The sequence below is a fragment of the Kitasatospora sp. NPDC050463 genome, from assembly GCF_040655255.1.
Taxonomy (GTDB): Bacteria; Actinomycetota; Actinomycetes; order Streptomycetales; family Streptomycetaceae; genus Kitasatospora.
This window is the reverse complement of sequence record NZ_JBFAJO010000019.1, coordinates 103,552-124,057: the sequence shown is the minus strand read 5'-3', so window position 1 is coordinate 124,057 and position 20,506 is coordinate 103,552. Positions and strand designations below refer to the sequence as shown.

Annotated in this window: 19 protein-coding genes and 1 riboswitch; of the genes, 8 read left to right on the top strand and 11 right to left on the bottom strand. The window is 73.5% G+C overall.

Translation table 11 applies throughout. The features are described from left to right. The first annotated feature begins 137 nt into the window (after positions 1–137). Positions 138–1,538 carry an MFS transporter gene (locus tag AB0J08_RS15070; RefSeq protein WP_360632763.1) on the top strand — a complete coding sequence of 467 codons (1,401 nt, stop codon included), beginning with the start codon at positions 138–140 and terminating at the stop codon, positions 1,536–1,538. A 95-nt stretch (positions 1,539–1,633) separates the two neighbouring features. Here AB0J08_RS15070 and AB0J08_RS15065 read toward each other — a convergent pair whose 3' ends face one another. From AB0J08_RS15065 to AB0J08_RS15045, 5 genes are all read right to left on the bottom strand, one after another. Beyond that, positions 1,634–2,338, bottom strand: coding sequence for an ABC transporter (locus tag AB0J08_RS15065; RefSeq protein WP_360632685.1), 705 nt, complete (start codon positions 2,336–2,338; stop codon positions 1,634–1,636). After that, positions 2,332–3,957, bottom strand: coding sequence for an ABC transporter permease (locus AB0J08_RS15060; protein ID WP_360632682.1), 1,626 nt, complete (start codon positions 3,955–3,957; stop codon positions 2,332–2,334). The genes AB0J08_RS15065 and AB0J08_RS15060 overlap by 7 nt, the downstream gene beginning before the upstream one ends. Continuing rightward, positions 3,954–4,832, bottom strand: coding sequence for an ABC transporter ATP-binding protein (locus tag AB0J08_RS15055; protein ID WP_360632679.1), 879 nt, complete (start codon positions 4,830–4,832; stop codon positions 3,954–3,956). Before AB0J08_RS15055 ends, AB0J08_RS15060 begins: the two co-directional genes overlap by 4 nt. Before the next feature lie 121 nt (positions 4,833–4,953). After that, a complete protein-coding gene (locus AB0J08_RS15050; protein WP_360632676.1) occupies positions 4,954–5,817 on the bottom strand; it encodes a zf-HC2 domain-containing protein in 864 nt (287 codons plus the stop codon). 136 nt (positions 5,818–5,953) lie between these two features. Beyond that, the gene (locus tag AB0J08_RS15045) at positions 5,954–6,520 is read right to left on the bottom strand and encodes an RNA polymerase sigma factor (RefSeq protein ID WP_360632673.1); all 567 of its coding nucleotides are present in this window, start codon (positions 6,518–6,520) and stop codon (positions 5,954–5,956) included. A 349-nt stretch (positions 6,521–6,869) separates the two neighbouring features. On the opposite strand from AB0J08_RS15045, the gene AB0J08_RS15040 reads away from it, so the two are divergent. After that, complete coding sequence (locus tag AB0J08_RS15040) at positions 6,870–7,205, top strand: hypothetical protein (protein WP_360632670.1); 336 nt, start codon at positions 6,870–6,872, stop codon at positions 7,203–7,205. 414 nt (positions 7,206–7,619) lie between these two features. Here the strand turns inward: AB0J08_RS15040 and AB0J08_RS15035 are convergent, their stop codons facing one another. Next, positions 7,620–8,171 (bottom strand): hypothetical protein, encoded by a 552-nt coding sequence (locus AB0J08_RS15035; protein WP_360632667.1) that lies wholly within the window; start codon positions 8,169–8,171, stop codon positions 7,620–7,622. Positions 8,172–8,452: 281 nt separating this feature from the next. Next, positions 8,453–9,535, bottom strand: a complete 1,083-nt coding sequence (hisC, locus tag AB0J08_RS15030; RefSeq protein WP_360632664.1) for a histidinol-phosphate transaminase — start codon at positions 9,533–9,535, stop codon at positions 8,453–8,455. A gap of 358 nt (positions 9,536–9,893) precedes the next feature. Here hisC and AB0J08_RS15025 point away from each other — a divergent pair, with 358 nt between their 5' ends. The 3 genes from AB0J08_RS15025 to AB0J08_RS15015 all read left to right on the top strand — a co-directional run bounded on the left by AB0J08_RS15025 (position 9,894) and on the right by AB0J08_RS15015 (position 13,697). After that, positions 9,894–11,051, top strand: coding sequence for a LacI family DNA-binding transcriptional regulator (locus tag AB0J08_RS15025; RefSeq protein ID WP_078879728.1), 1,158 nt, complete (start codon positions 9,894–9,896; stop codon positions 11,049–11,051). A gap of 299 nt (positions 11,052–11,350) precedes the next feature. Then, positions 11,351–12,559, top strand: a complete 1,209-nt coding sequence (locus tag AB0J08_RS15020; protein WP_360632661.1) for a metallophosphoesterase — start codon at positions 11,351–11,353, stop codon at positions 12,557–12,559. 214 nt (positions 12,560–12,773) lie between these two features. Continuing rightward, on the top strand, positions 12,774–13,697 hold the full coding sequence (locus AB0J08_RS15015) for a hypothetical protein (protein ID WP_360632658.1): 924 nt from the start codon (positions 12,774–12,776) through the stop codon (positions 13,695–13,697). A 57-nt stretch (positions 13,698–13,754) separates the two neighbouring features. Here AB0J08_RS15015 and AB0J08_RS15010 read toward each other — a convergent pair whose 3' ends face one another. Beyond that, on the bottom strand, positions 13,755–14,051 hold the full coding sequence (locus tag AB0J08_RS15010; RefSeq protein WP_360632655.1) for a putative quinol monooxygenase: 297 nt from the start codon (positions 14,049–14,051) through the stop codon (positions 13,755–13,757). Positions 14,052–14,128: 77 nt separating this feature from the next. After that, positions 14,129–15,052 (bottom strand): LysR family transcriptional regulator, encoded by a 924-nt coding sequence (locus tag AB0J08_RS15005; protein ID WP_360632652.1) that lies wholly within the window; start codon positions 15,050–15,052, stop codon positions 14,129–14,131. A gap of 122 nt (positions 15,053–15,174) precedes the next feature. Here AB0J08_RS15005 and AB0J08_RS15000 point away from each other — a divergent pair, with 122 nt between their 5' ends. Next, positions 15,175–15,582, top strand: a complete 408-nt coding sequence (locus AB0J08_RS15000; protein ID WP_360632649.1) for a VOC family protein — start codon at positions 15,175–15,177, stop codon at positions 15,580–15,582. A 24-nt stretch (positions 15,583–15,606) separates the two neighbouring features. Here the strand turns inward: AB0J08_RS15000 and AB0J08_RS14995 are convergent, their stop codons facing one another. Together AB0J08_RS14995 and thiC are read right to left on the bottom strand one after the other, a co-directional pair. Continuing rightward, the gene (locus AB0J08_RS14995) at positions 15,607–16,029 is read right to left on the bottom strand and encodes a DUF5994 family protein (protein ID WP_360632646.1); all 423 of its coding nucleotides are present in this window, start codon (positions 16,027–16,029) and stop codon (positions 15,607–15,609) included. Between the two features lie 571 nt (positions 16,030–16,600). Further along, entirely contained in the window at positions 16,601–18,412 is a 1,812-nt protein-coding gene (gene thiC / locus AB0J08_RS14990) for a phosphomethylpyrimidine synthase ThiC (protein ID WP_360632643.1), read from the bottom strand. After that, positions 18,408–18,542: riboswitch (TPP riboswitch) on the bottom strand. It overlaps the preceding gene by 5 nt. A 95-nt stretch (positions 18,543–18,637) precedes the next feature. Here thiC and AB0J08_RS14985 point away from each other — a divergent pair. Both AB0J08_RS14985 and AB0J08_RS14980 read left to right on the top strand, forming a co-directional pair. Then, entirely contained in the window at positions 18,638–18,838 is a 201-nt protein-coding gene (locus AB0J08_RS14985) for a hypothetical protein (RefSeq protein ID WP_360632640.1), read from the top strand. A 156-nt stretch (positions 18,839–18,994) separates the two neighbouring features. After that, on the top strand, positions 18,995–20,464 hold the full coding sequence (locus AB0J08_RS14980; protein WP_360632637.1) for an SPFH domain-containing protein: 1,470 nt from the start codon (positions 18,995–18,997) through the stop codon (positions 20,462–20,464). Positions 20,465–20,506: the final 42 nt, after the last annotated feature.

Below are 20,506 nucleotides of genomic sequence, written 5' to 3'. Positions count from 1 at the left end.
CCGCGGGGGTCTGGGTACGCCGGGCGCGGCCGCACAGGCTGCTGCCGTACCCGGAACCCCACGTCGAGTCGAAAGGCAGCGGACCGATGACCGCCACCCTGTCCGACGCACCACCCGTCCCCCAGACCACCACCGGCATGACCGGCATGACCGGCATGACCGGCCGACAGCGGCTCGTCCTGGTCGTCCTGCTGGCCGCCCAGTTCATGCTGGCCGTGGACTTCTCGATCCTGAACGTCGCCCTGCCGGTGATCGGCCAGGGCCTCGGCTTCGGGCTCGGCAGCCTGCAGTGGATCGCCACCGCCTTCGCCCTGCCCGCGGCCGGCTTCACCCTGCTGTTCGGGCGGGTCGCCGACCTCTTCGGGCGGCGCCGGGTGTTCCTGATCGGCCTGGCCGTGCTCGCCGCCTCCTCGCTGGTCGGCGGGCTGGCCACCTCCCCGGAGCTGCTGCTGGCCGCCCGGGTCGCCCAGGGCCTGGCCACCGCCGCCGTCACCCCGGCCGGGCTGGCGCTGCTCACCACGGCCTTCCCCGAGGGCCCGCTGCGCGACCGGGCGCTGGGCCTGAACGGCGCGCTGATGTCGGCCGGCTTCACCTCGGGTGCGGTGCTCGGCGGGCTGCTCACCGACCTGCTGAGCTGGCGCTGGGCCTTCTTCGTCAACGTGCCGGTCGCGCTGGCCGTGCTGCTGGTCGCGCCCCGGCTGATCGCCGAGAGCCTCCCCCAGCCTTCGGCCGGGGGGACCCCCATGGCCGGGAAGGCGCGGATGGACCTGCCGGGGGCGGTCACCGTCACGGGCGGCCTGCTCGCCCTGGTCTACGGCCTGACGGCGGCCGGCGAGCACGGCTGGGGCAACCCGCTCGCGCTGGGGGCGCTGGGGCTGGGCGCGGCACTGCTGGTGACGTTCTGGTTCGTCGAGCGGGGCGCCGCCTCGCCGCTGGTGCCGGTCCGGGTGCTGCGGCGGCGCACGGTGGTCTGGGGGAACGCGGCCGGGCTGCTGGCCTTCGCCACCGAGACCTCGCTGGTCTTCCTGCTGACCCTCTACCTCCAGCGGGTGCTGGGCTTCTCCGCCCTGGCCACCGGTCTCGCCTTCGGGGTGCTCGGCGCGGGCACCGTCCTCGGCGGGGTGGTCGCGCCGCGGCTGATCGGCCGGCTCGGCAGCCGGGGCGCGCTGCTCGCGGGCTTCCTGGTGCAGGCCGCCGCGACCGCCTCGCTGATCCTGCTCGGCACCGACCGGGCCTGGCTGGGCCTGCTGCTGGCGGCGACCTTCGTCGGCGGGGTCGGCAACATGCTGGCGATCGTCGGCTTCATGGTGACGGCCACCTCCGGCCTGCCGGACGAGGAACAGGGGCTGGCCACCGGCGTGGCGACCATGACCCAGCAGGTCGGCATCACCCTGGGCACCCCGGTGATGAGCGCGGTCGCCACCGCGGCCGCGGCGGGCGGCACCGTACTCGCCGGGGTGGGCTGGGCGATCGCCGTCAACACCGCCCTGGTGCTGCTCGCCGCCCTGACCTCGGCACTCTTCCTGCGGCGCCGGTGAGACCGGCACGCGGATGATCCCCGCCGGACGGCAGCGGAGTGGGAAGTCGGCCGGGCCGACTTCCCACTCCGTCCTACCGGCACCGCCGGACAGCCCTACCGCGCCCCGCCCCGCCGCCGCACCCGCAGGCCGCGCACGCCGGGCCCGCCTCGGCCCAGCAGCACCGCCGCCGCCAGGCCCAGCACCAGCAGTACCGCCCAGGCCTGATGGGCCGCCTGCCAGTGCGGATGCCCGGGGGAGACGAACAGCGCGGCCGCGTCGGGCAGCAGGATCGCGGTGATCACCAGCAGCAGCAGGCCCGGCGCCGCCGTCATCGCGCCGTGCTCGCCCTCGGTGAAGCGCAGGCCCAGTGCGGACAGGGCCAGCGCCACCGCCGCCAGCCCCGCCGCCTCCAGGGCCAGACCGCCCCACGGGTAGAGCGCCCGTGCCTCGGCGGCGACCGCCAGTCGGGCGAGCGCCGCGACACCCGTCCAGGTCAGCGCCGCCACCACCAGCACGGGCAGCAGCCGGACGGTCCGCTGAAGCAGCCTCGGCACCGGGACGACCACCGTCGTCCGGGCCGCGGCGTCGTCCAGGGCGAAGCCGACGGCGAGCGCGGTGGTGACCGCGCCGAGCCTGGTCAGCAGGGCCGCGTCCGACAGCCCCAGGTCACTGTGGAGCAGGGCCGGCACACCGGCGACCGTCAGGGCGACGAGCGCGCCCGCCAGCAGCGGAAGCCGCGGCGCCAGCCGGACCGCGGGGCCCAGCAGGGCGACCGCCAGCCGGGCCGCACCCGCACCACGCCCCGGACCGGTCAGCATCCCGCCACCGCGGCGGAGTCGCCGTCCTCCGCCGGGGCCGGGATGCCGAGCAGCTCGGCGGCGCGGGCCACCGAGGTGCCCGGGGCGGTGAGCTCGGCCCAGTGCTCCGCCACCTTCGCCGCGGTCTGCTCCGCCGGCCGGCCGATCAGCTCGTACGCGGCCGTGGCACCCCGCGGTTCGAAGGAGAGCCCGGTGGCCGAACCGAGCAGCGGCAGGCTGATCCCGCCCCAGCTCCGCGCTCGCAGCGAGCGCATCGCGTCCCCGGTGCCGTCGGTGGCCTCGGCGGCCAGCCAGAGCACCAGGACCGAACGGGCCCCGCAGACCATCTCCAGCCGGGGCTGGTCCGGCACCCGGCCGGCGACCACCCGGTGGGCGAACTGCACGGCGAACCCGGCCACCGCGTCGCTGCGCCGGTCCCCGCCGGCCGCACCGTCGCTCCAGTCCGTACCGACCGTCACCGCCCCGGGCGTGCCCGCGGCGGCGTCGTCCGCGGCCCACGCCTTCAGCGGCGGTGCCACCCCGCTGCTGCTGGAGCCGCCCGCCGGGAAGATCCGCTGCCGGACGGCGAACGGGCCGTGGGCCGCGTCCTGCGGCACGTGGCGCAGCACCCCCTCGGCCACGTCCGCCCATTCCCCGGTCCACACCTCGAAACCGGGGAAGGCGCAGTAGCTGATCCCGCTCCGGGTCGTGCAGCTCTGCTGCGCGGCCGGCCGCTCGGTGAACGCCGTGCGCCGCTCGGCGACGTCCGGCGCCACCCCGCTCAGCTGGAGGAAGCCGGCCACCAGTGCGACGACCAGGGCCAGCGCCCCCGCCACCTTCCACCCGGTGCCGCGAGCCCCCGCCCGCACCACGGCCGCCACCGCGCACACCGCCGTCAGCGCGGCCAGCCAGAGCAGATGGGCACCCGCCGGGCGGTCGACCAGACTCGCCGGCAGCGGCGCCGCGTTCTCGTTCTCCACCGCGACCAGGCCGAACCAGCGCCAGTCGGCACTGCTGTTCACGGCTCCGGCGAAGGTCAGCATGCCGAGCCCGACCAGGGCCAGCGGCGCGATCGCCGGCGCGGTGGCGAGGACGGCCAGCAGCACGCCGACCGCCCCGGCCAGCAGGACGCAGCCCGGCCCCGCCAGCACGTCCAGGACCCGCACCTCCCCCGCCGCGCCCGGCCGGGCCGCCAGGTAACCGACCCGGGCCGCGGTGAGCAGGGCGGCGAGCAGGACCACCGGCACCGTCGCGAGCAGGTGCGCGCCGACCCGCCGGGCCCGGTCCACCACCAACACCTCGTAGACCGGCTCGGTGCCGTTGCGGTGCGCGCGCAGCGCTCCCTGGTTCGCGGCCAGCAGGACACCGGCGGCCAGCAGCAGCAACGGCAGGTGGACCGACCAGGAAGCGTCCTGCAGCACCGGAAAGCGGTTGCCGGCGTCCCCGGTGGCCAGGTCGTAGCCCCAGAACCCGGCATAGAGGGCGAGCGCGGCCAGCACCGCCGGATGCCGCAGCAGCCGAACCGCCTCGACCCGGGCCAGCGCCACCACGGTCGCCCGGCCGCGAGGGCCGGGGGCGTCCGGGACCCGGCTGCCGCTTCCGCTGCTCGGCCGGGGCACCGTCCCCGTTCCGGCCGTCATCGCAGCACCCCCTGGTCGGCGGTGAGCAGGCCGTCGAGCAGCAGCAGGTACCCGTCCTCCAGGGTCGGCGCCACCAGGGCGGCGCCGCCGGGCGGGTTGCCGATGTTGCGGAACGTGCCCTCCCCGGTACGCCAGCCGGCCAGCGCGGTGGCGTCCCGTTCGGTGCTGGACCAGACCCGGCCGGCGGCCACGGCCACCAGCTCGGACGGCAGCCCCTGGAACTTCACCACGCCCCGGTCGAGCACGATCACCCGCTGGCAGAGCGCGGACACGTCCTCCGTCTGATGGGTCGACAGCAGGACGGTGCGGCCCTCGCCCAGGCCGGCGATCAGCTCGCGGAACCGCAGTCGCTGCTCCGGGTCCAGGCCCACGGTCGGCTCGTCGAGGATCAGCAGGTCGGGGTCGCCGATGATGGCCGCCGCCAGCGCCACCCGCTGGCGCATCCCGCCGGAGAGCGCCTTGATCCGCTTGCCCCGGTGGTCGGCCAGCCCGACCGCCTCCAGGACGCGCAGCGCCTCGGCGCGCCGGGCCTTGCGGTCGGTCAGCTCCTTGAGGATCGCGACGTAGTCGATGAAGTCGAGCGCCGTGAAGTGCGGGTGGAAGCCCGGGTCCTGGGGGAGGTAGCCGAGCCGCCGCCGGATCGCGAGCTTCCCCTGAGGGCTGCGGGGGTCGTGCCCGAGGACGGTGAGTTCGCCGTGGTCCGGACTGGTGGCCGTGGCGAGTACCCGGAGCAGGGTGGTCTTGCCGGCTCCGTTCGGGCCCAGCAGCCCGGTGACACCGGTCTGGAGCCGGAACGCGGCCCGGTCGAGCGCCGGGCGCCCCCGGTAGCTCACGGAGACGTCGCGGACGTCCACCGGACTGTGGTGCTCGGACATGGGCTTCCCTTCGGATCGCGACCGCGGGCGCCGTGGCGGCGTTGCGGTGATGGCCTTGCGTGGTCGGGCCGGGCCGGGCCGGCGGGGTGGGAGCGGGCAGGGCGGGGGCGGGGCGGGCAGGTCAGGTGGTGAGGCGCCGGGTGTGCCACCGCGACGCCTGTTCGAAGCGGTGTCGCTGGACGGCGATGTACGCCGCGGCGGCCACCGCCAGCACCAACAGCGCCAGCTGCCCCGGAGAGGTCAGCAACAACGACCGGCCGCCGCCGTGCCGACCGGTGAACAGGGCCACCGCCAGCCAGCAGACGCCGGTCGCCCGGGCCGCCGTGGCGGCGTCGAGATGGGCGGACAGGGCGAGGGCCAGCAACGTGACCGCCAGGGCGGGCGCGAGCCAGCCGAACATCGCGAGCCCCTGCCGGGGCAGCGCCAGGATCACCAGACTGCTGAGCGTGCTGCTCGCGACCAGCACGGTCGCGCTGCGGTAGAGGATCAGGCGCAGGCTCTGCATCGGCATGACCAGCCCGAGCTCGTACATCGGGTCGAAGACCGGGCCGTACGAGAGCGCCACCCCCGCCAGCGGGATCAGCGGCGCCGCGGTGAGCAGGATCGGGCCCGAGGCGTCCGGTGCCAGCCGCGCCGCGACGACCGTGAAGAACAGGGTCACCACCGAGGCGATCAGCCACGAACGCCGCAGCGGCGGGGTCGCCATCGCCAGCCGCGCCATGTGCTCCGGCACCCCGAGGCGCAGCAGCGCGCGCTCGGCCGGACTGCGCCGGGGCGCGTCGATGATCTCGGCCAGCCGGGTCCAGGCCCGCTCGGTCCGGCCGTCCGCCGGGCGGCCGGCGAGCACGGCCCGGCAGCCGGCGCAGCGGTCGAGATGCCGCTCGACCCCCGCGACCTGCGGCACCGGCAGGGCGCCCCGGGCGTAGGCCTCGACCAGGGCACCCGCCGGATGCGCCTCCTCGTTCCCGATCACGGCCGGACTCATCTCCGCTCCCTCCGCTCCTCTTGCCGTCCCGTCCTCCGGCTCGGTCCCGTTCTCCGGTCCGGTCCCGTTCTCCGGTCCGGTTCCGATCGCCGGCTCGGTTCCGTTCTCCGGCGCCCTGTCCTCCGGTGCCCCGTCCTCACGCCAGTTCCTCCAGCAGTCGCCGCCGTGCCCGGCGGGCCCGGGTTTTGACCGTCCCTTCGGGGATGCGCAGCAGAGCCGACGCCTCCCTGGTCGTCAGGCCGTCCAGGACCGTCACCGCGAGCACCTCGCGGAGTTCGGCCGGCAGGCGGCCCAGGGCGTCGCCGACGTCGCCGTGGGCGAGGTCGGCCAGCACCAGTTCCTCGGCCGACGCCCAACGCTCGTCCCGGCCCCGGAAGCGTTCGAGCAGCGCATGGAGCCGCTGTCGCGACCCGTGGCTGCGCGCCGCGTCCACCAGCCGGCGGGCGCAGATGCGCCAGAGCCAGCCGGCCACGTCGGCGTCCTCCTGCGGCTGGTACCGGGCGGCGCCGCGCCAGACGCTGATGAACGCCTCCTGGACGATGTCGTCCACCTGTGCCGGGTCGGCGCAGCGGTAGCGCAGCCGGGCGGTCAGCCAGGGGGCGTAGTGGCGGTAGAGCAGCTCGAACGCCCCCCGGTCGCCCTCCGCCACCGCGCACAGCAGCGCCGCGTGCCCGCGGTCCGCCTGCTCCCTCTCGATCGCCACGCCTCCTGATCGCTGCGCCCCGCCCCCGCGGTTCACGTTCGGCCGGACTTTTTTCTGCCCCGGCCGCCGACCCGCCGAACCCGGCCCCGTCCGACCCCCTGAACGCGCCGATTGCGCCGGCTGCGCCGACAGACCGATTGCGCCGATCAGACCGATTGAACGGAAGCGGAACCGAACCCGCCAGTTCCGTTCAGCCTTGCGAAATCAGCCAGGCGAACCGAATTTGGCCAATCGAACCCGAAAGAAAAGATCCTCTCGGTTCTTTATCTGTCCATGCCCGCGAGTCAGAAGTAACGTCCCGACCATCGGACCACACGAGTTCGATTCCACCCAACGAGAGGTACGCCGAATGTTGATTTCGGGCAAGTCCCTCAAGCGCCCGGCCGCCGTGCTCGCGGCGGCCGCCGCGATCAGCGGCGGACTGGCCGTGGCCCCGGCCTCGGCCGCCCCCGCGACGGCGGGGACGTCCATAAGCTCGGTCCCGTCCTGTGTGAGCTACTCGACGAGCAGTAGCTGGGTCACCAACACCGCCCGGGCGACCAACAACTGCAGCTACAGCGTCCGGCTGCGGTTCAACTGGTCGAACCACACCGACGGCCCCTGCACCACGATCAGCGGCTACGGCGGCTGGCACTCGGAGACCGTCGCCATCACGGCGTCGTTCCAGGGCGCCTACTCCTGCTGACCCGCAGGACCGCACCGACGCGGCAGCCGTAGCCGCTGTCCCCGGCCGGCCCGCGGATAACACATGAGACCGGCCCCCGGGGGAATTCCCCCGGGGGCCGGTCGTGGTCGTGCCCGAACACGGTCGCGTTCGACATTCGGCCGCCATTCGGAATTCGATCGTCCGGAATTCGGCCACCCGGAATTCGATCATCCGGAAAGTGCGGCCGGAATTCCGCCGCCCACAGCTCCGTGCGGAAGGCCTCGGCCGCCGCGAGGAAGATCGAATTTCCCTCGACCTCGCCGATCGCTCTTCCTGCGGCGCCGGTGAGGCCTGCACATGGATGATCCCCGCCGCACAGCAGAGGAGTGGGAAGTCGGACCGGCCGACTTCCCACTCCGTCCGCCGTTGCCCGGCCGCACCGGGCCGGAACACCTACGGCGTCACGACCTGCTTCACGCGCCCCACCTCGACGATCTTGGTGATCTTGCCGGACGGGTCCAGCACGATCTCGACGGTGTGCCGGTCGTAGCAGGGGTCGGTGTCGGCGGCCGACGTGTGATTGATGCAGAAGTCGCTGTGCGCCGCGAACCGGGCGAGCGGCACGGCGTGCAGCATGTTGTTCAGGTCGCTCAGCTCCGCGGTGGCCCCGGCCGCGAAGGCGTAGGTCTTCTCCTCGCCCGCGTCGATCCACTGGCTCGTGGGGGTGCCGCAGGGGTAACTGGTGTCCTTGGCGTAGACGGTCGTCGCGGTGGCCGCCTTGGACAGGTTCACCATCCGGTGGTTGGACGGGATGCCGGGCGGGAGGCAGCCGCCGGTGGGCGCGGCGCTCGGGGACGCCGTACCGGTGGGCGCGGGCGCGGCGGTGTTGCCCGAGGTGGGCGCGGCGCCGGTCGCGACCGGCTCAGGGTCGCCCGGGCCGCAGGCGGTCAGGGTGACGGCGGCCGCAGCGGCCGCCACGGCCAGCAGGATGTGGCGAGAAGACAAGGTGGTTCCCCCGATGTGCAGGGCGGTCGGACGACCGCCCGGGACTGACGCTCGCACACATTAGCGACTCGGCAGCCCCCACCGCCTCTGGAGCATCACCTGCAACCTGATCATGGCGGCATCCGGACCTGACGACACAACCTGACGACACAGGGGCGCACCGCTCAGCGGTGCGCCCCTGTGGAAGCCGTCCGGGCGAGGTGCCGCCGGTCGAGCCTCCGGGGCGGTCAGCCCCTGACGGGCCCCGGCGGGCCCCCGGTGGGTCCCCGGTCAGCCGTCGGTCAGCCGTCGATCGTCTTGCGGAAGGCCTCGGCCACCGTGAGGAAGATCGAGTTGCCCTCGACCTCGCCGATCGAGATCCGGACGCCCTCCGGGAACGGGCGGACCACCACGCCGGCCGCGGCACAGGCCGCCGCGAACTCCTGGGAACGCTCGCCGAGCGCCAGCCAGACGAAGTTGGCCTGCGAGTCCGGGATCTCCCAGCCCTGGGCGCGCAGCCCGGCGACCACCCGGGTGCGCTCCTCGACCAGCGCGTCGACCCGGACCATCAGGGCCTCCTCGGCCCGCAGCGAGGCGACGGCCGCGTTCTGGGCGATCTGGGTGACGCCGAACGGCACCGCCGTCTTGCGCAGCGCGTTCGCCACCGGCTCGTGCGCGATCGCGAAGCCGACCCGCAGGCCCGCCAGGCCGTACGCCTTGGAGAAGGTCCGCAGCACGCAGACGTTCGGGCGGTCGCGGTAGAGGTCGATGCCGTTGGGGACCTCGGCGTCGCGGATGAACTCGATGTACGCCTCGTCGACGACCACCAGGATGTCGGCCGGCACCGCGTCGAGGAAGCGCTCCAGCTCGGCGCGGTGGATCACGTTGCCGGTCGGGTTGTTCGGGTTGCAGACGAAGATCAGCCGGGTCTGCCCGGTGATCGCGGCCAGCATCGCGTCCAGGTCGTGGTCCCCGCCCGCGGTCAGCGGCACCGGGACCGGCGTCGCGCCGGCGACCTGCGTGATGATCGGGTAGGCCTCGAAGGAGCGCCAGGCGAAGATCACCTCGTCGCCCGGGCCGGCGGTGGCGAGGATCAGCGACTGGGCGACGCCGACCGAGCCGGTGCCGGTGGCGATGTGCTCGGCCGGGACGTCGAAGCGCCGGGCCAGCTCGGCGGTCAGCTCGGTGACCGCCATGTCCGGGTACCGGTTGAGCGAGCCGGCCGCCGTGACCGCCGCTTCGAGCACGCCGGGCAGCGGCTCGTACGGGTTCTCGTTGGAGGACAGCTTGTAGGCGTCGGCGCCGGCCGGCTTGCCGGGCTTGTAGGTGGGGATGCCGTCCAGGCTCGACCTCAGCCGAGGCCCCTGCGCTGCCGTTCCGCTCACGGTCCTTCTCCTTCTCTCTCCGTCGGGCCCACTGCGTCGGGCCCGCTGGCGCGTCCGCTCCCGCGTCGAACGGGATCACCGCCGACCCCGGGACCTCGCGACGCACCGGACCACCCCGGTCGGGTGCCCTGAACGATACCGACCGGGACTCACCCGTAGGAGTGAGATGCCCGGTCGGGTTAATGGTGCAGATCAGCCATTCTGCAGGGTTCCTATGGCACATGTCAGAGGTAAGACGGCTGGTTTCGTGCGGGTATCGAAGGGGCGCACACAGGCTCACTCTTGGAGAAACGTATCTCCAAGGGCCCCCGATGCGCCGGTCACAGACCCTTGTCAGGAGCCATACGATCGGTCCGCCATGACAGCAGCAGCCAACCAGAGCGGTCGGCGACCCACCACCTCGCGGCGTCTGGAGCGGGCCGGCATCCGGGATGTGGCAGCAGCCGCAGGAGTGTCGATCACCACCGTCTCCGACGCGCTCAACGGTAAGGGCCGCCTGCCCGACGAGACCAGAAGCCGGGTGCGCGAGGTCGCCGAGCGCCTCGGCTACCGCCCCTCGGCCGCCGCCCGAACCCTGCGCACCGGACGCTCCGGCCTGATCGGACTGACCGTCACCACCTACGGCGAAGAACCGTTCACCTTCACCGAGTTCGCCTACTTCGCGGAGATGGCCCGCGCCGCCACCAGCGCCGCCCTCGGCCGCGGCTACGCCCTGGTGGTGCTGCCCGCCTCCTCCCGGCACGACGTCTGGGGCAACATCGCCCTCGACGGCACCGTGGTGATCGACCCGCCCGACCAGGACCCCCTGGTCAGCGAGCTGTACCGGTCCGGCGTCCCGGTGGTCAGCGACGGCAAGCCGGGCAACTGCCCGGTCACCGCCTGGGTCGACAACGACCACGAGGCCGCCGTGCTCGGCATCCTCGACCACCTCTCCGAGGCCGGCGCCCGCCGGATCGGCCTGCTCACCGGGACCAGCACCGACACCTACACCCGGCTCTCGACCGAGGCCTACCTCGGCTGGTGCGCCAAGGTCGGCCAGGAGCCGGTCTACGAGACCTACCCGGCGCACGACCCGGCCGCCGGGGCCGTCGCCGCCGACCGGCTGCTGGCCCGCCCGGACCGGCCCGACGCCGTCTACGGCCTCTTCGACCCCAACGGCACCGACCTGCTCGCCGCCGCCCGCCGGTACGGCCTGCGGGTACCGGACGACCTGCTGCTGGTCTGCTGCAGCGAGAGCGACGTGTACGCGACCACCGAGCCGCCGATCACCACGCTCTCGCTCAAGCCCCGGCGGATCGGGACGACGGTGGTCAACCTGCTCATCGACGCCATCGAGGGGGTGGACTCCGGGACGGGCGTCGACATCGCCCGGCTCTTCCCGCCCCGCTTCCGCACCGCCGGGACGGGGCCGCCGCCCGGCACCCTGATGCCCACCGAGCTGATCGTCCGCGCGTCCTCCCAACGGCGGAGCCCGCGCACCACCGTCAGCCCGCCGCGCCCGCCGGGCGAGGTGTAGGGGCCCACCGGGCCGGCGTGTCCGGCGCGTCCGGCGTGTCCGGCGTGTCCGGCGACCGGCACGTCCGGCGCGTCGTACCGGTACGAAGGCTCGGTGGCCCCGGGGACGGCCCGGAGCCGGCCCGGTCCACGGGCGGCCCCCGGCGGTCCGGCGGCGGGCCCGACGCGGGCTCTCCTTGCGGTCTAGACCATACCTAGCTGGGACAAAACGGACCTGACGGGCCGCCCGGCTGACGCTCCGGAGGATTGGATACCCACCAGGTGACGACGCCGGGAGAGTGGTCTTCCTATGATGGGCGAATGACACCCGAGGACCGCTTCCCCGGGCCTGAACACCCCGACTCAGGCCCCCGCCACCAGCCGGACCTCGACGTGCTGCCCTTCGGCACCTACTACGAACCGGAGCCCGCCGGCTACACCGAGGCGGCGTACGAGTCGGAGACGTACAGCGGCTACGGCGGCGCCCGGTACCTCGAACAGCACTGGCCGGCCGCCGGTCACCCGCAGGTCGCCGGACACCCCCAGGTCGCCGGACACCCCCAGGCCGCGCAGCCCGAGCACGGCGGCGGGTACGAGCCCACCCTGCCCGACCGGCCCTCGCCCGTGCACCAGAGCGACGACCCGCCGACCATCGAGCTCGGCCCCCCGCTCCCCGAGCCCGGCGTGCCCTACCACCCGTACCCGGCGCCCGGCCCGGGCGAGCCGCCCGGCCCGCTCTACGTGGTCGGCGACGTGCACGGCTACCTCGACGAACTGCTCGCCGAGCTCCGCCACCAGGGCCTGATCGACGCCGACGGCCACTGGGCCGCCGGCCGCTCCCGGATCTGGTTCCTCGGCGACTTCACCGACCGCGGCCCCGACGGCATCGGCGTCATCGACCTGGTCATGCAGCTCGCCGCCGAGGCCGCCGCCGCCGGCGGGTACTGCCGGGCCCTGATGGGCAATCACGAACTGCTCTTCCTCGGCGCCGCCCGCTACGGCGACGAGCCCGTCCAGTCCACCGCCGGGACCGCCTCCTTCCTGGCCGCCTGGCGGCTCAACGGCGGCCAGCAGCACGACCTGGACCGCCTGGAGGCCCACCACATCAGCTGGCTCTCGCGGCTGCCCGCGATCGCGCTGGAGGAGGGCCACCTGCTGCTGCACTCCGACACCACCGCGTACCTGGAGTACGGCGACTCCATCGCCGCGGTCAACGACGCCGTCCACGACCTGCTCGCCGACGAGGGCGTGGACGAGTGGTGGGACTGCTTCCGCCGGTTCACCAAGCGCTTCGCCTTCCGCGGCGACGCCGGCCCGACGGCCGCCCACGAGCTGCTCGACACCTACGGCGGCATGCGGATCGTGCACGGCCACAGCCCCATCCCGTACCTCACCGGTGCCGTCCACGCCGACGACGGCGCCCCGCCGCACATCCCCGGCCCGTACGTCTACGCCGACGAGCTCGCCGTCGCCATGGACGGCGGCGTCACGATGGAGGGGCGTCTGCTCGTCGCGCGGCTGCCGATCTGAGCGTCCGCCCGCACCACCGACCCCAGGGCGAACACCCGTTCCCGGCGCCCGGGCCGTAGCGCACGCGCGGCCCGGGGCGCGAAATTCCGGAAACCTACTGTCTGCGCGACCGCGACCACCCCTACCATCGAGGGCACACCACACCCGGTCGCCTGTGTGGCGGCCCGTCTCCGTACCCGTCTCCGTGCACCGCGGCGGAGCGAACGGGGTTGGCATGAACGGGGTCCCCATGAACAACGCCCCGCACCTGCTCGCCGAGGACCGCCCGGACTACGAGCGCCTCCTCGACGAAGCACTGCGTGACGGCACCGTCCTCACCGCCCTGCGCACGCCCGGCGCCCTCACCGCCGACCAGCTGCGCATCAAGGCCCTGCGCGCCGCCGACGGTGTCGCGGCCGCGGCGGCCACCGAGTACGCGCACTACGTCCGGCTCCGCGAGAGCCTGCGCGACACGCCACCGCCCACCCGCGACGGCGAACCCACCGCACCCGGCCTGCTCACCCAGCTGCGCTCCGCCAACGGCGGCGCCGGTCTGTTCCCGGTGCTCACCGTGCTCACCCCGATCCTGGCCTGGGCCGCCGCACTGGTCCTGCTGCTGATCGGCTACACCCTGCGGGCCGCCGACCCCGAGCTGGGGCTGGCCCGTTCGCTGCTGACAGCCGGCTGGCTGGCGCTGGCGGCCGGCGCGGTCGCGATGGTCGTGGGCATCGTCGGACTGATCCTCACCGCCCTGCGGGACGGCTCCAGCACGCCGACGCCGCCCGGCACCGACCCGGACCTCGCGGCCGGGATCGCCGACGCCCGGCGCGAATGGCAGCGCGCGTTGCGCGAGCGGGCGCTACTGCCCTACCTGCACACCACCCTGCGCGCCGATCCCACGACGGCGCCCCCGGGCGTACCGGAGCCGGCCGGCGAGCCCGCCCGCCCGGACGCCGCCCACCCCGACTTCAGCGGCCCGGACTTCAGCAGCCCCGGCTACAGCGGGCCCGGCTACAGCGGCCCGGGTTTCACCAGCCCCGGCGCCGAGGGGCTCACCGACCCGCAGGGGCGGGAGCCGCGCACCGCCTCCTTCAGCACCCCGGACTTCACCGGTCCCGGCTACACCGGTCCGGGCTTCACCAGCCCCGACGACGTCTGACCCGGCGTCGGCCGATCCCCGAGGCACGGCTCCGGGGACGGTCGGGCGCGGCCGGGCTCACCCGGCGCCGGTCAGCACCCGCAGCTCCGGCGGCCCGTCCAGCAGTTCCGCCGTGCGCTCCAGCGACCGGGCCAGGTGCGGACTGGCCAGGTGCGCCTCGAACGCCTCCCGGGACTCCCACTCCTCCAACACCACCCAGGCCCGCGGGTCGTCCGGGTCCACGTAGTTCCGGTACGAGAGGCAGCCCGGCTCGGCCAGGCTCGGCGCGATCATCGACCGGGCCTGCGCCCGCATCTCCTCCTCGCGCCCCGCCTTCGCCCGCAGCACCGCAATCGCCGTGATCCGTTCGGACATCACCACGCCCTTTCGTCCCCGCCGGGAACACCACCGCCCCCCGAAGATCTTCCCCCGACCGGCTCCGTGAGCGCCCGTCAGCCAGCCGTTCCCGTGCCGGCCGCGGCCTCCGTCGCGGCCTCCCTCGCAGCCTCCGTCGCGGCGCGGACGAACTCCCGGACCCGCTCGGTGGTGTTGCTCTCCGACCAGACCAGCCCGCGTTCGATCGGCGGCGCGTCGTGGATCGGCACGTAGGCGACGTCCGGACGGGGGTAGTACTGCCGGGAGTGCTCCCCCACCGGAAGGACGCCCCGGCCCATCGCGACCAGCGAGAGCATCTCGGAGAAGGTGTTGCCGACCGGCCCCTTGGGCACCGGCCGACCGGCCGGGGTGCGCTCCGGGGTCCGGTCGCGCTTGAACTCCACCGAGGTGACCGCCGGGTACTGCACCACCGGGTGATCGGCGAGGACTTCGAGCGAGACCGACCCGGCCCCGGCCAGCGGGTGCCCGGCGGCCACCGCCAGAACCCGCCGCTCCGAGATCAGGGCCGGCCCGCGGGCCATCCCGTCGAACGGGAAGGCGGCGATGAGGAGGTCGACGGACCCGTCCAGCAGGCTCGCCCGCGAGTTGAACAGCTGCACCTCACGGACGTCGACCCGGCAGCCGGGGTGGCGCCCGGTGAACACCTTCACGGCCTTGAGCAGCACCGTCGCCGTCCACTCGCCGAGGAAGGCGACCCGGAGTTCCCCGGTCACGCCGCGCCCGGCGTCGACGGCCCGGCGCACGGACTCCTCGATCCCGGCGACCAGTGGCGTCAGGTCCTCGACCAGCCGCTGCCCGATCGCGGTGAGCCGGACGGTCCGGCTGGTGCGTTCGAACAGCCGGGCGCCGATGCGGCGTTCCAGCTTCCCGATCACCTGGCTGATCCGGCCGGTGGTGACGCCCAGGCGCTCGGCGGTGCGGCCGAAGTGGAGCTCCTGCGCGAGCGCCAGAAAGGCCTCGATCTCGTGGCGTTCCCACATCACCGACCCCGTCGTTGAGATTGACTAAACGATCCTGGATCAAACATACGTTGATACCCCCGCCCGGACCGCCGGATCATGGAACACGTCACCCCGACCACCGCCCACCTCCGGGAGTCCCCATGAGCGCCGTCCGCGTCAAGGCCTTCGACCACCTCGTCCTCAACGTCCGGGACGTCGAGCGCTCGCTGGACTTCTACGTCGGCCTGCTCGGCCTGGCCCCCGTCCGGGTCGACGAATGGCGCGCCGGGAAGGTCTCCTTCCCCTCGGTCCGGGTCACCGCGGAGACCATCATCGACCTGACCCGCCGCGACCGCGCCGAGTCCAACGTCGACCACATCTGCCTGACCGTCGACCCGCTGGACTGGCAGGAGGTCATCGACTCCGGCGTGTTCACCGTCCTCGAAGGCCCGGTGCCCCGCTACGGCGCGCGCGGCAACGCGACCTCCGTCTACGTCCAGGACCCGGACGGCAACACCGTCGAGCTGCGCTGGTACCCCGAGGACGCCGAGGCGCAGCGCGCCGGGTGACGCCCACGGGCGCGATCCCGCGCCTCAACCGCGCGCCACCGCGCCGGGCCCGGCCGCCGCCGTGAGCAGTTCGCCCGCCGGCGTGTGGTTCCCCACCGCAGCCGCGCCGCGCATCGCGGCGGCCGCCGTGCGCGGGTCCGTGCCGGGCGGCACCACGAGCAGGAGGAAGTGGTCCTGGAAGCCCCGGGTGAGGCTGATCGTCTCGCCGCTGGCGGTGAACCAGCCGATCCGCACCACCAGGCCGTCCGCGGTGACCGAGTCGGGGATGTCGCCCCAGCCACCTCGGTCGAGGCCCACCCGGACGATCCGGCCCAGGTGGGCGCCGAGCGCGGTGAGCAGGTCCGGCAGCTCGGCCCGGATGTCATTGGTCCGCGGCCACCACGCGCCGTCGAACACGCCGTTGCGGGCCAACGTCGGCTCCAGCACCAGGCGGGGGAGCAGGGGCACGCCCGGAACCGACCACGGCCCGGGGGAGGAGGAGATGGGAATGGGGATCGGCATCATCGGAGCCGCCCGTCCGGCCCTCGGGGAGGACCGCTCATGACCTCGGGCGACACCGGTGCCACTACCGGTGTACGACGTGTCCTCGGCTGTCTCCCAGGCTACTCGCGGCCGCGCCGGTCCGGGGCCGACCGGAGTAGCCTGGCCACATCCAGGGCATTCCGCATCCCGGTCACCGTTCCGGCTTCGTTCTGGGTGCAGCACAGCACCGGACGGCCGCCGGCCGGCCCGGAGGCGGGTCGGGTCGACGTCATGACCACCCACTACACACAGCCGGCGAGCCACGGCCTCACGGTGGCGGACGCGATGGAGCCCTACGAGTGCCAGATCGCCGACGACATCACCGTGGACCGGGCCAACGAGATCTTCCGCGGCTCCCCCTCGGCGCGGCGCCGATCCCGTTTCGCCGCCATCCCGGATGACGCGCACCACTACCGCGTGCGAGTCATCGCGGCACGGGGCGGACCCGCGGCTCCCCCCACAGGTCGCGGGGCCGCCCCGTGGATCTGGAGCCGACCTACTCGGCGAGCGGGAGGTACACCCGGTTGCCCTGCTCCGCGAACTCCTCGGACTTGGCCTTCATGCCCTCCAGGGCCTCGGCGTCGTACTCGGGCTCGGCCGCGCCGTTGCCGTACTTCTCCGTGATGGATCGACTGATCTTCATCGAGCAGAACTTCGGGCCGCACATCGAGCAGAAGTGGGCCGTCTTGGCGGGCTCGGCGGGGAGCGTCTCGTCGTGGAACGCGCGGGCCGTCTCCGGGTCGAGGGCCAGGTTGAACTGGTCCTCCCAGCGGAACTCGAAGCGGGCGTCGGAGAGCGCGTCGTCCCAGGCCTGGGCACCGGGGTGGCCCTTGGCGAGGTCGGCGGCATGGGCGGCGATCTTGTAGGTGATGACGCCGGTCTTCACGTCGTCCCGGTTCGGCAGGCCCAGGTGCTCCTTGGGGGTGACGTAGCAGAGCATCGCCGTCCCCCACCAGGCGATCATCGCGGCGCCGATGCCCGAGGTGATGTGGTCGTACCCGGGGGCGACGTCCGTGGTGAGCGGGCCGAGGGTGTAGAACGGCGCCTCGTCGCAGATCTCCTTCTGGAGATCCATGTTCTCCCGGATCTTGTTCATCGGGACGTGGCCCGGGCCCTCGATCATCACCTGGACGTCACGCTCGCGCGCGGTCCGGCCGAGCTCGCCCAGCGTCTGCAGCTCGGCGAACTGCGCCTCGTCGTTGGCGTCGGCGATCGAGCCGGGGCGCAGGCCGTCGCCGAGCGAGAAGGTGACGTCGTAGCTCGCGAGGATCTCGCAGAGCTCCTCGAAGTTGGTGTAGAGGAAGTTCTCCTGGTGGTGCGCCAGGCACCAGGCGGCCATGATCGAGCCGCCGCGCGAGACGATGCCGGTCTTGCGGCGGGCCGTCAGCGGCACGTACCGCAGCAGCACGCCGGCGTGCACTGTCATGTAGTCGACGCCCTGCTCGCACTGCTCGATGATGGTGTCGCGGTAGACGTCCCAGCTGAGTTCCTCGGCCCGGCCGTCGACCTTCTCAAGTGCCTGGTAGAGCGGCACCGTCCCGATCGGCACCGGGGAGTTGCGCAGGATCCACTCACGGGTGGTGTGGATGTTGCGGCCGGTGGAGAGGTCCATGACGGTGTCGGCGCCCCAGCGGGTGGCCCAGGTCATCTTCTCCACCTCCTCCTCGATCGAGGAGGTGACGGCGGAGTTGCCGATGTTGGCGTTGATCTTCACCAGGAAGTTGGTGCCGATGATCGACGGCTCCACCTCGGGGTGGTTCACGTTGACCGGGATGACGGCGCGGCCGCGCGCCACCTCGGCCCGCACGTACTCCGGGTCCAGGCCCTCGCGCAGGGCCACGAACTCCATCTCCGGAGTCACCACGCCGCGCCTGGCGTAGGCGAGTTGGGTGACGGAGGCGCCGGACCGGCCCCGCAGCGGGCGGCGCGGGCGGCCGGGGAAGACGGCGTCGAGGTTGCGCAGGTTCCCGCCGCGCGGCGAGGTGTGCTTGATCCCGTCGTCCTCCGGGCGGGCCTCGCGGCCGTCGTACTCCTCGACGTCGCCGCGCTGGCGGATCCACGCGTCGCGCAGCGGCGGCAGGCCGCGCCGCACGTCGGCCTCGTACGCGGGGTCGGTGTACGGGCCGGAGGTGTCGTAGAGCGGGACGGTCCGGCCGTTGGTGAGGACGACCTCTCGGTACGGGACCAGCAGGTCGGGGCGGGATCCCTCGTGGTAGGCCTTGCGCCAGGCCGGGGTCGGGTAGCCGGTGCCCGTGCTTCCGGTGTCATGGTTCCGGGCAGACTGCGGCTGTGCGTCGAACGTGGTCATCAGACCTTCTACTCCCTACGCCGGCATTACCCGGTCAGGTTCCTGCGGTCGACGCAGCGGTCGGCACGTCCTGCGACGTTCCGGTCAGCGCCCTCTCAGCCCGGTGCTCCGAGCTCCCGTGTCCGCAGGCGGTATTGCCTGCGCATGACGTCCAACACCGTAGCGAGCGGATCGCCGCTGGTCCAGAGGGGGTCCATGCGGAGACGACGGTGGCAGACTGGGCCGATGGTCGGAAGCACAGGGCGCGTCACCGGCAGGATCGGCACCGGACTGGTCGGCGAGGTGCTCGTGCACGTCCGCGAACGCCACACCACCGAGGCCTTCCTGGCCCACCCGGCCGTGCCGGGCGAGAGCATGGCGGTCGGCACCCAGGTGGTCGTGGTCGAGTACCAGCCGCCGCGCACCGTCTACGTGGCCCTCCTTTGACGGAATCCTGACGCGGCCGAGACGGAACCAGGACGCATCCCCCTTTCCAAAGGATCACGGTGAGCGGAGAATCCTGCTGCCACCGCGTTCCGCGCCTTCCTGCCCACCAGAGCGCAGCCACGGAACGCCGGTGTGCGCTGAAGGGGGAATCAGCCGATGCTGATCGGCGTAGCGGGGGCCGCAGTGGCTTCCATCATCATTCTGATCGTGCTCTTCAAGCTCATGTGGCGGGTCGCCGAGCCGAACGAGGCACTGATCATCTCGGGTTCCAAGCACCGCTCCGAAGGCGTGGGCGAGAGCATGGGATTCCGCATCGTCACCGGACGGGGCACGCTGGTGACCCCCGGCGTCCAGGTGGTGCGCAAGCTCTCCCTCGACCTCAACGAGGCCGACCTGGACGTGGACTGTGTGACGTCGCAGGGGATTCCGGTGCACGTCAAGGGCGTTGTGATCTTCAAGGTGGGCGACGACACGGTGTCGATCGCCAACGCCGCGCGCCGCTTCCTCGACCAGCAGCAGATGATGGGCCACCGGGTCCACAACGTCTTCGCCGGTCATCTGCGCTCCATCGTCGGCAGCCTGACGGTCGAGGACATGATCCGCGACCGCGAGCGGCTGACCGGGGAGACCCGCGCCGCCTCGGGCTCCGAGATGGAGAAGCTGGGTCTGATCATCGACTCGCTGCAGATCCAGGAGATCCTCGACCCGACCGGCTACATCCAGAACCTCGCCGCTCCGCACGCGGCCGCCGTCATGCGCGACGCCCGCATCGCCCAGGCCGAGGCCGACCGCCAGGCCACCGAGGCCGAGCAGGAGGCCTTCGCGCGCAAGGCCGAGGCGACCCGCAACTCCGGTATCCAGCAGGCCGGTTACCAGGCCGAGCTGGAGACGGCGACCGCCCGGGCGATGCAGGCCGGACCGCTCGCCCAGGCCGCCTCCCGGCAGGAGGTCGTGGTCCAGGAGACCAAGGTCGCCGAGCTGGAGGCGCACCGCAAGGAGCAGCAGCTGCAGGCCGACGTCCGCAAGCCCGCCGACGCCCGGGCGTACGAGACCCGGACCAAGGCGGAGGCCGACCGCGACGCCCGCATCTCGGCCGCCCAGGCGCAGGCCCAGGAGACCGAGCTCAAGGCGGCCGCCGAGGCCAACCGGGTCAAGATCGCCGCGGTCGCCGAGGCCGAGGCCACCCGTGCGCGCGGTCTGGCCGCCGCCGAGGCGACCAAGGCGACCGGCCAGGCCGAGGCCGCGGCCGCCGAGGCCAAGGGTCTGGCGACCGCCGAGGCGGCCCGGGCGCTCGGTCTGGCCGAGGCGGAGGCGATCAAGGCCCGCGCCGCCGCCCTGGCCGAGAACCAGGAGGCCGTGGTCGCGCAGCAACTCGCCGAGAACTGGCCCGAGATCGTCCGGGCCGGCGCGGAGGCCTTCGGCAACGTCGAGCACATGGTGCTGCTGAACGGCGCCGAAGGCATGGGCGAGGTGTTCGCCAAGGCGCTCGCCATGGGCGGCACCGGCCTCGGCCTGGCCCGCCAGCTGCTCAGCACCATGAACACCCCGGAGCCGTCCGCGGCCCCGGGCGGCCCCGGCGCTCCCGGCGCCGCCGTCCCCGTCCAGTCGATCCCGATCCAGGACTGACCACACGTTGGGTACCGTGCCGCGCCCACCTGAGTACCCGTA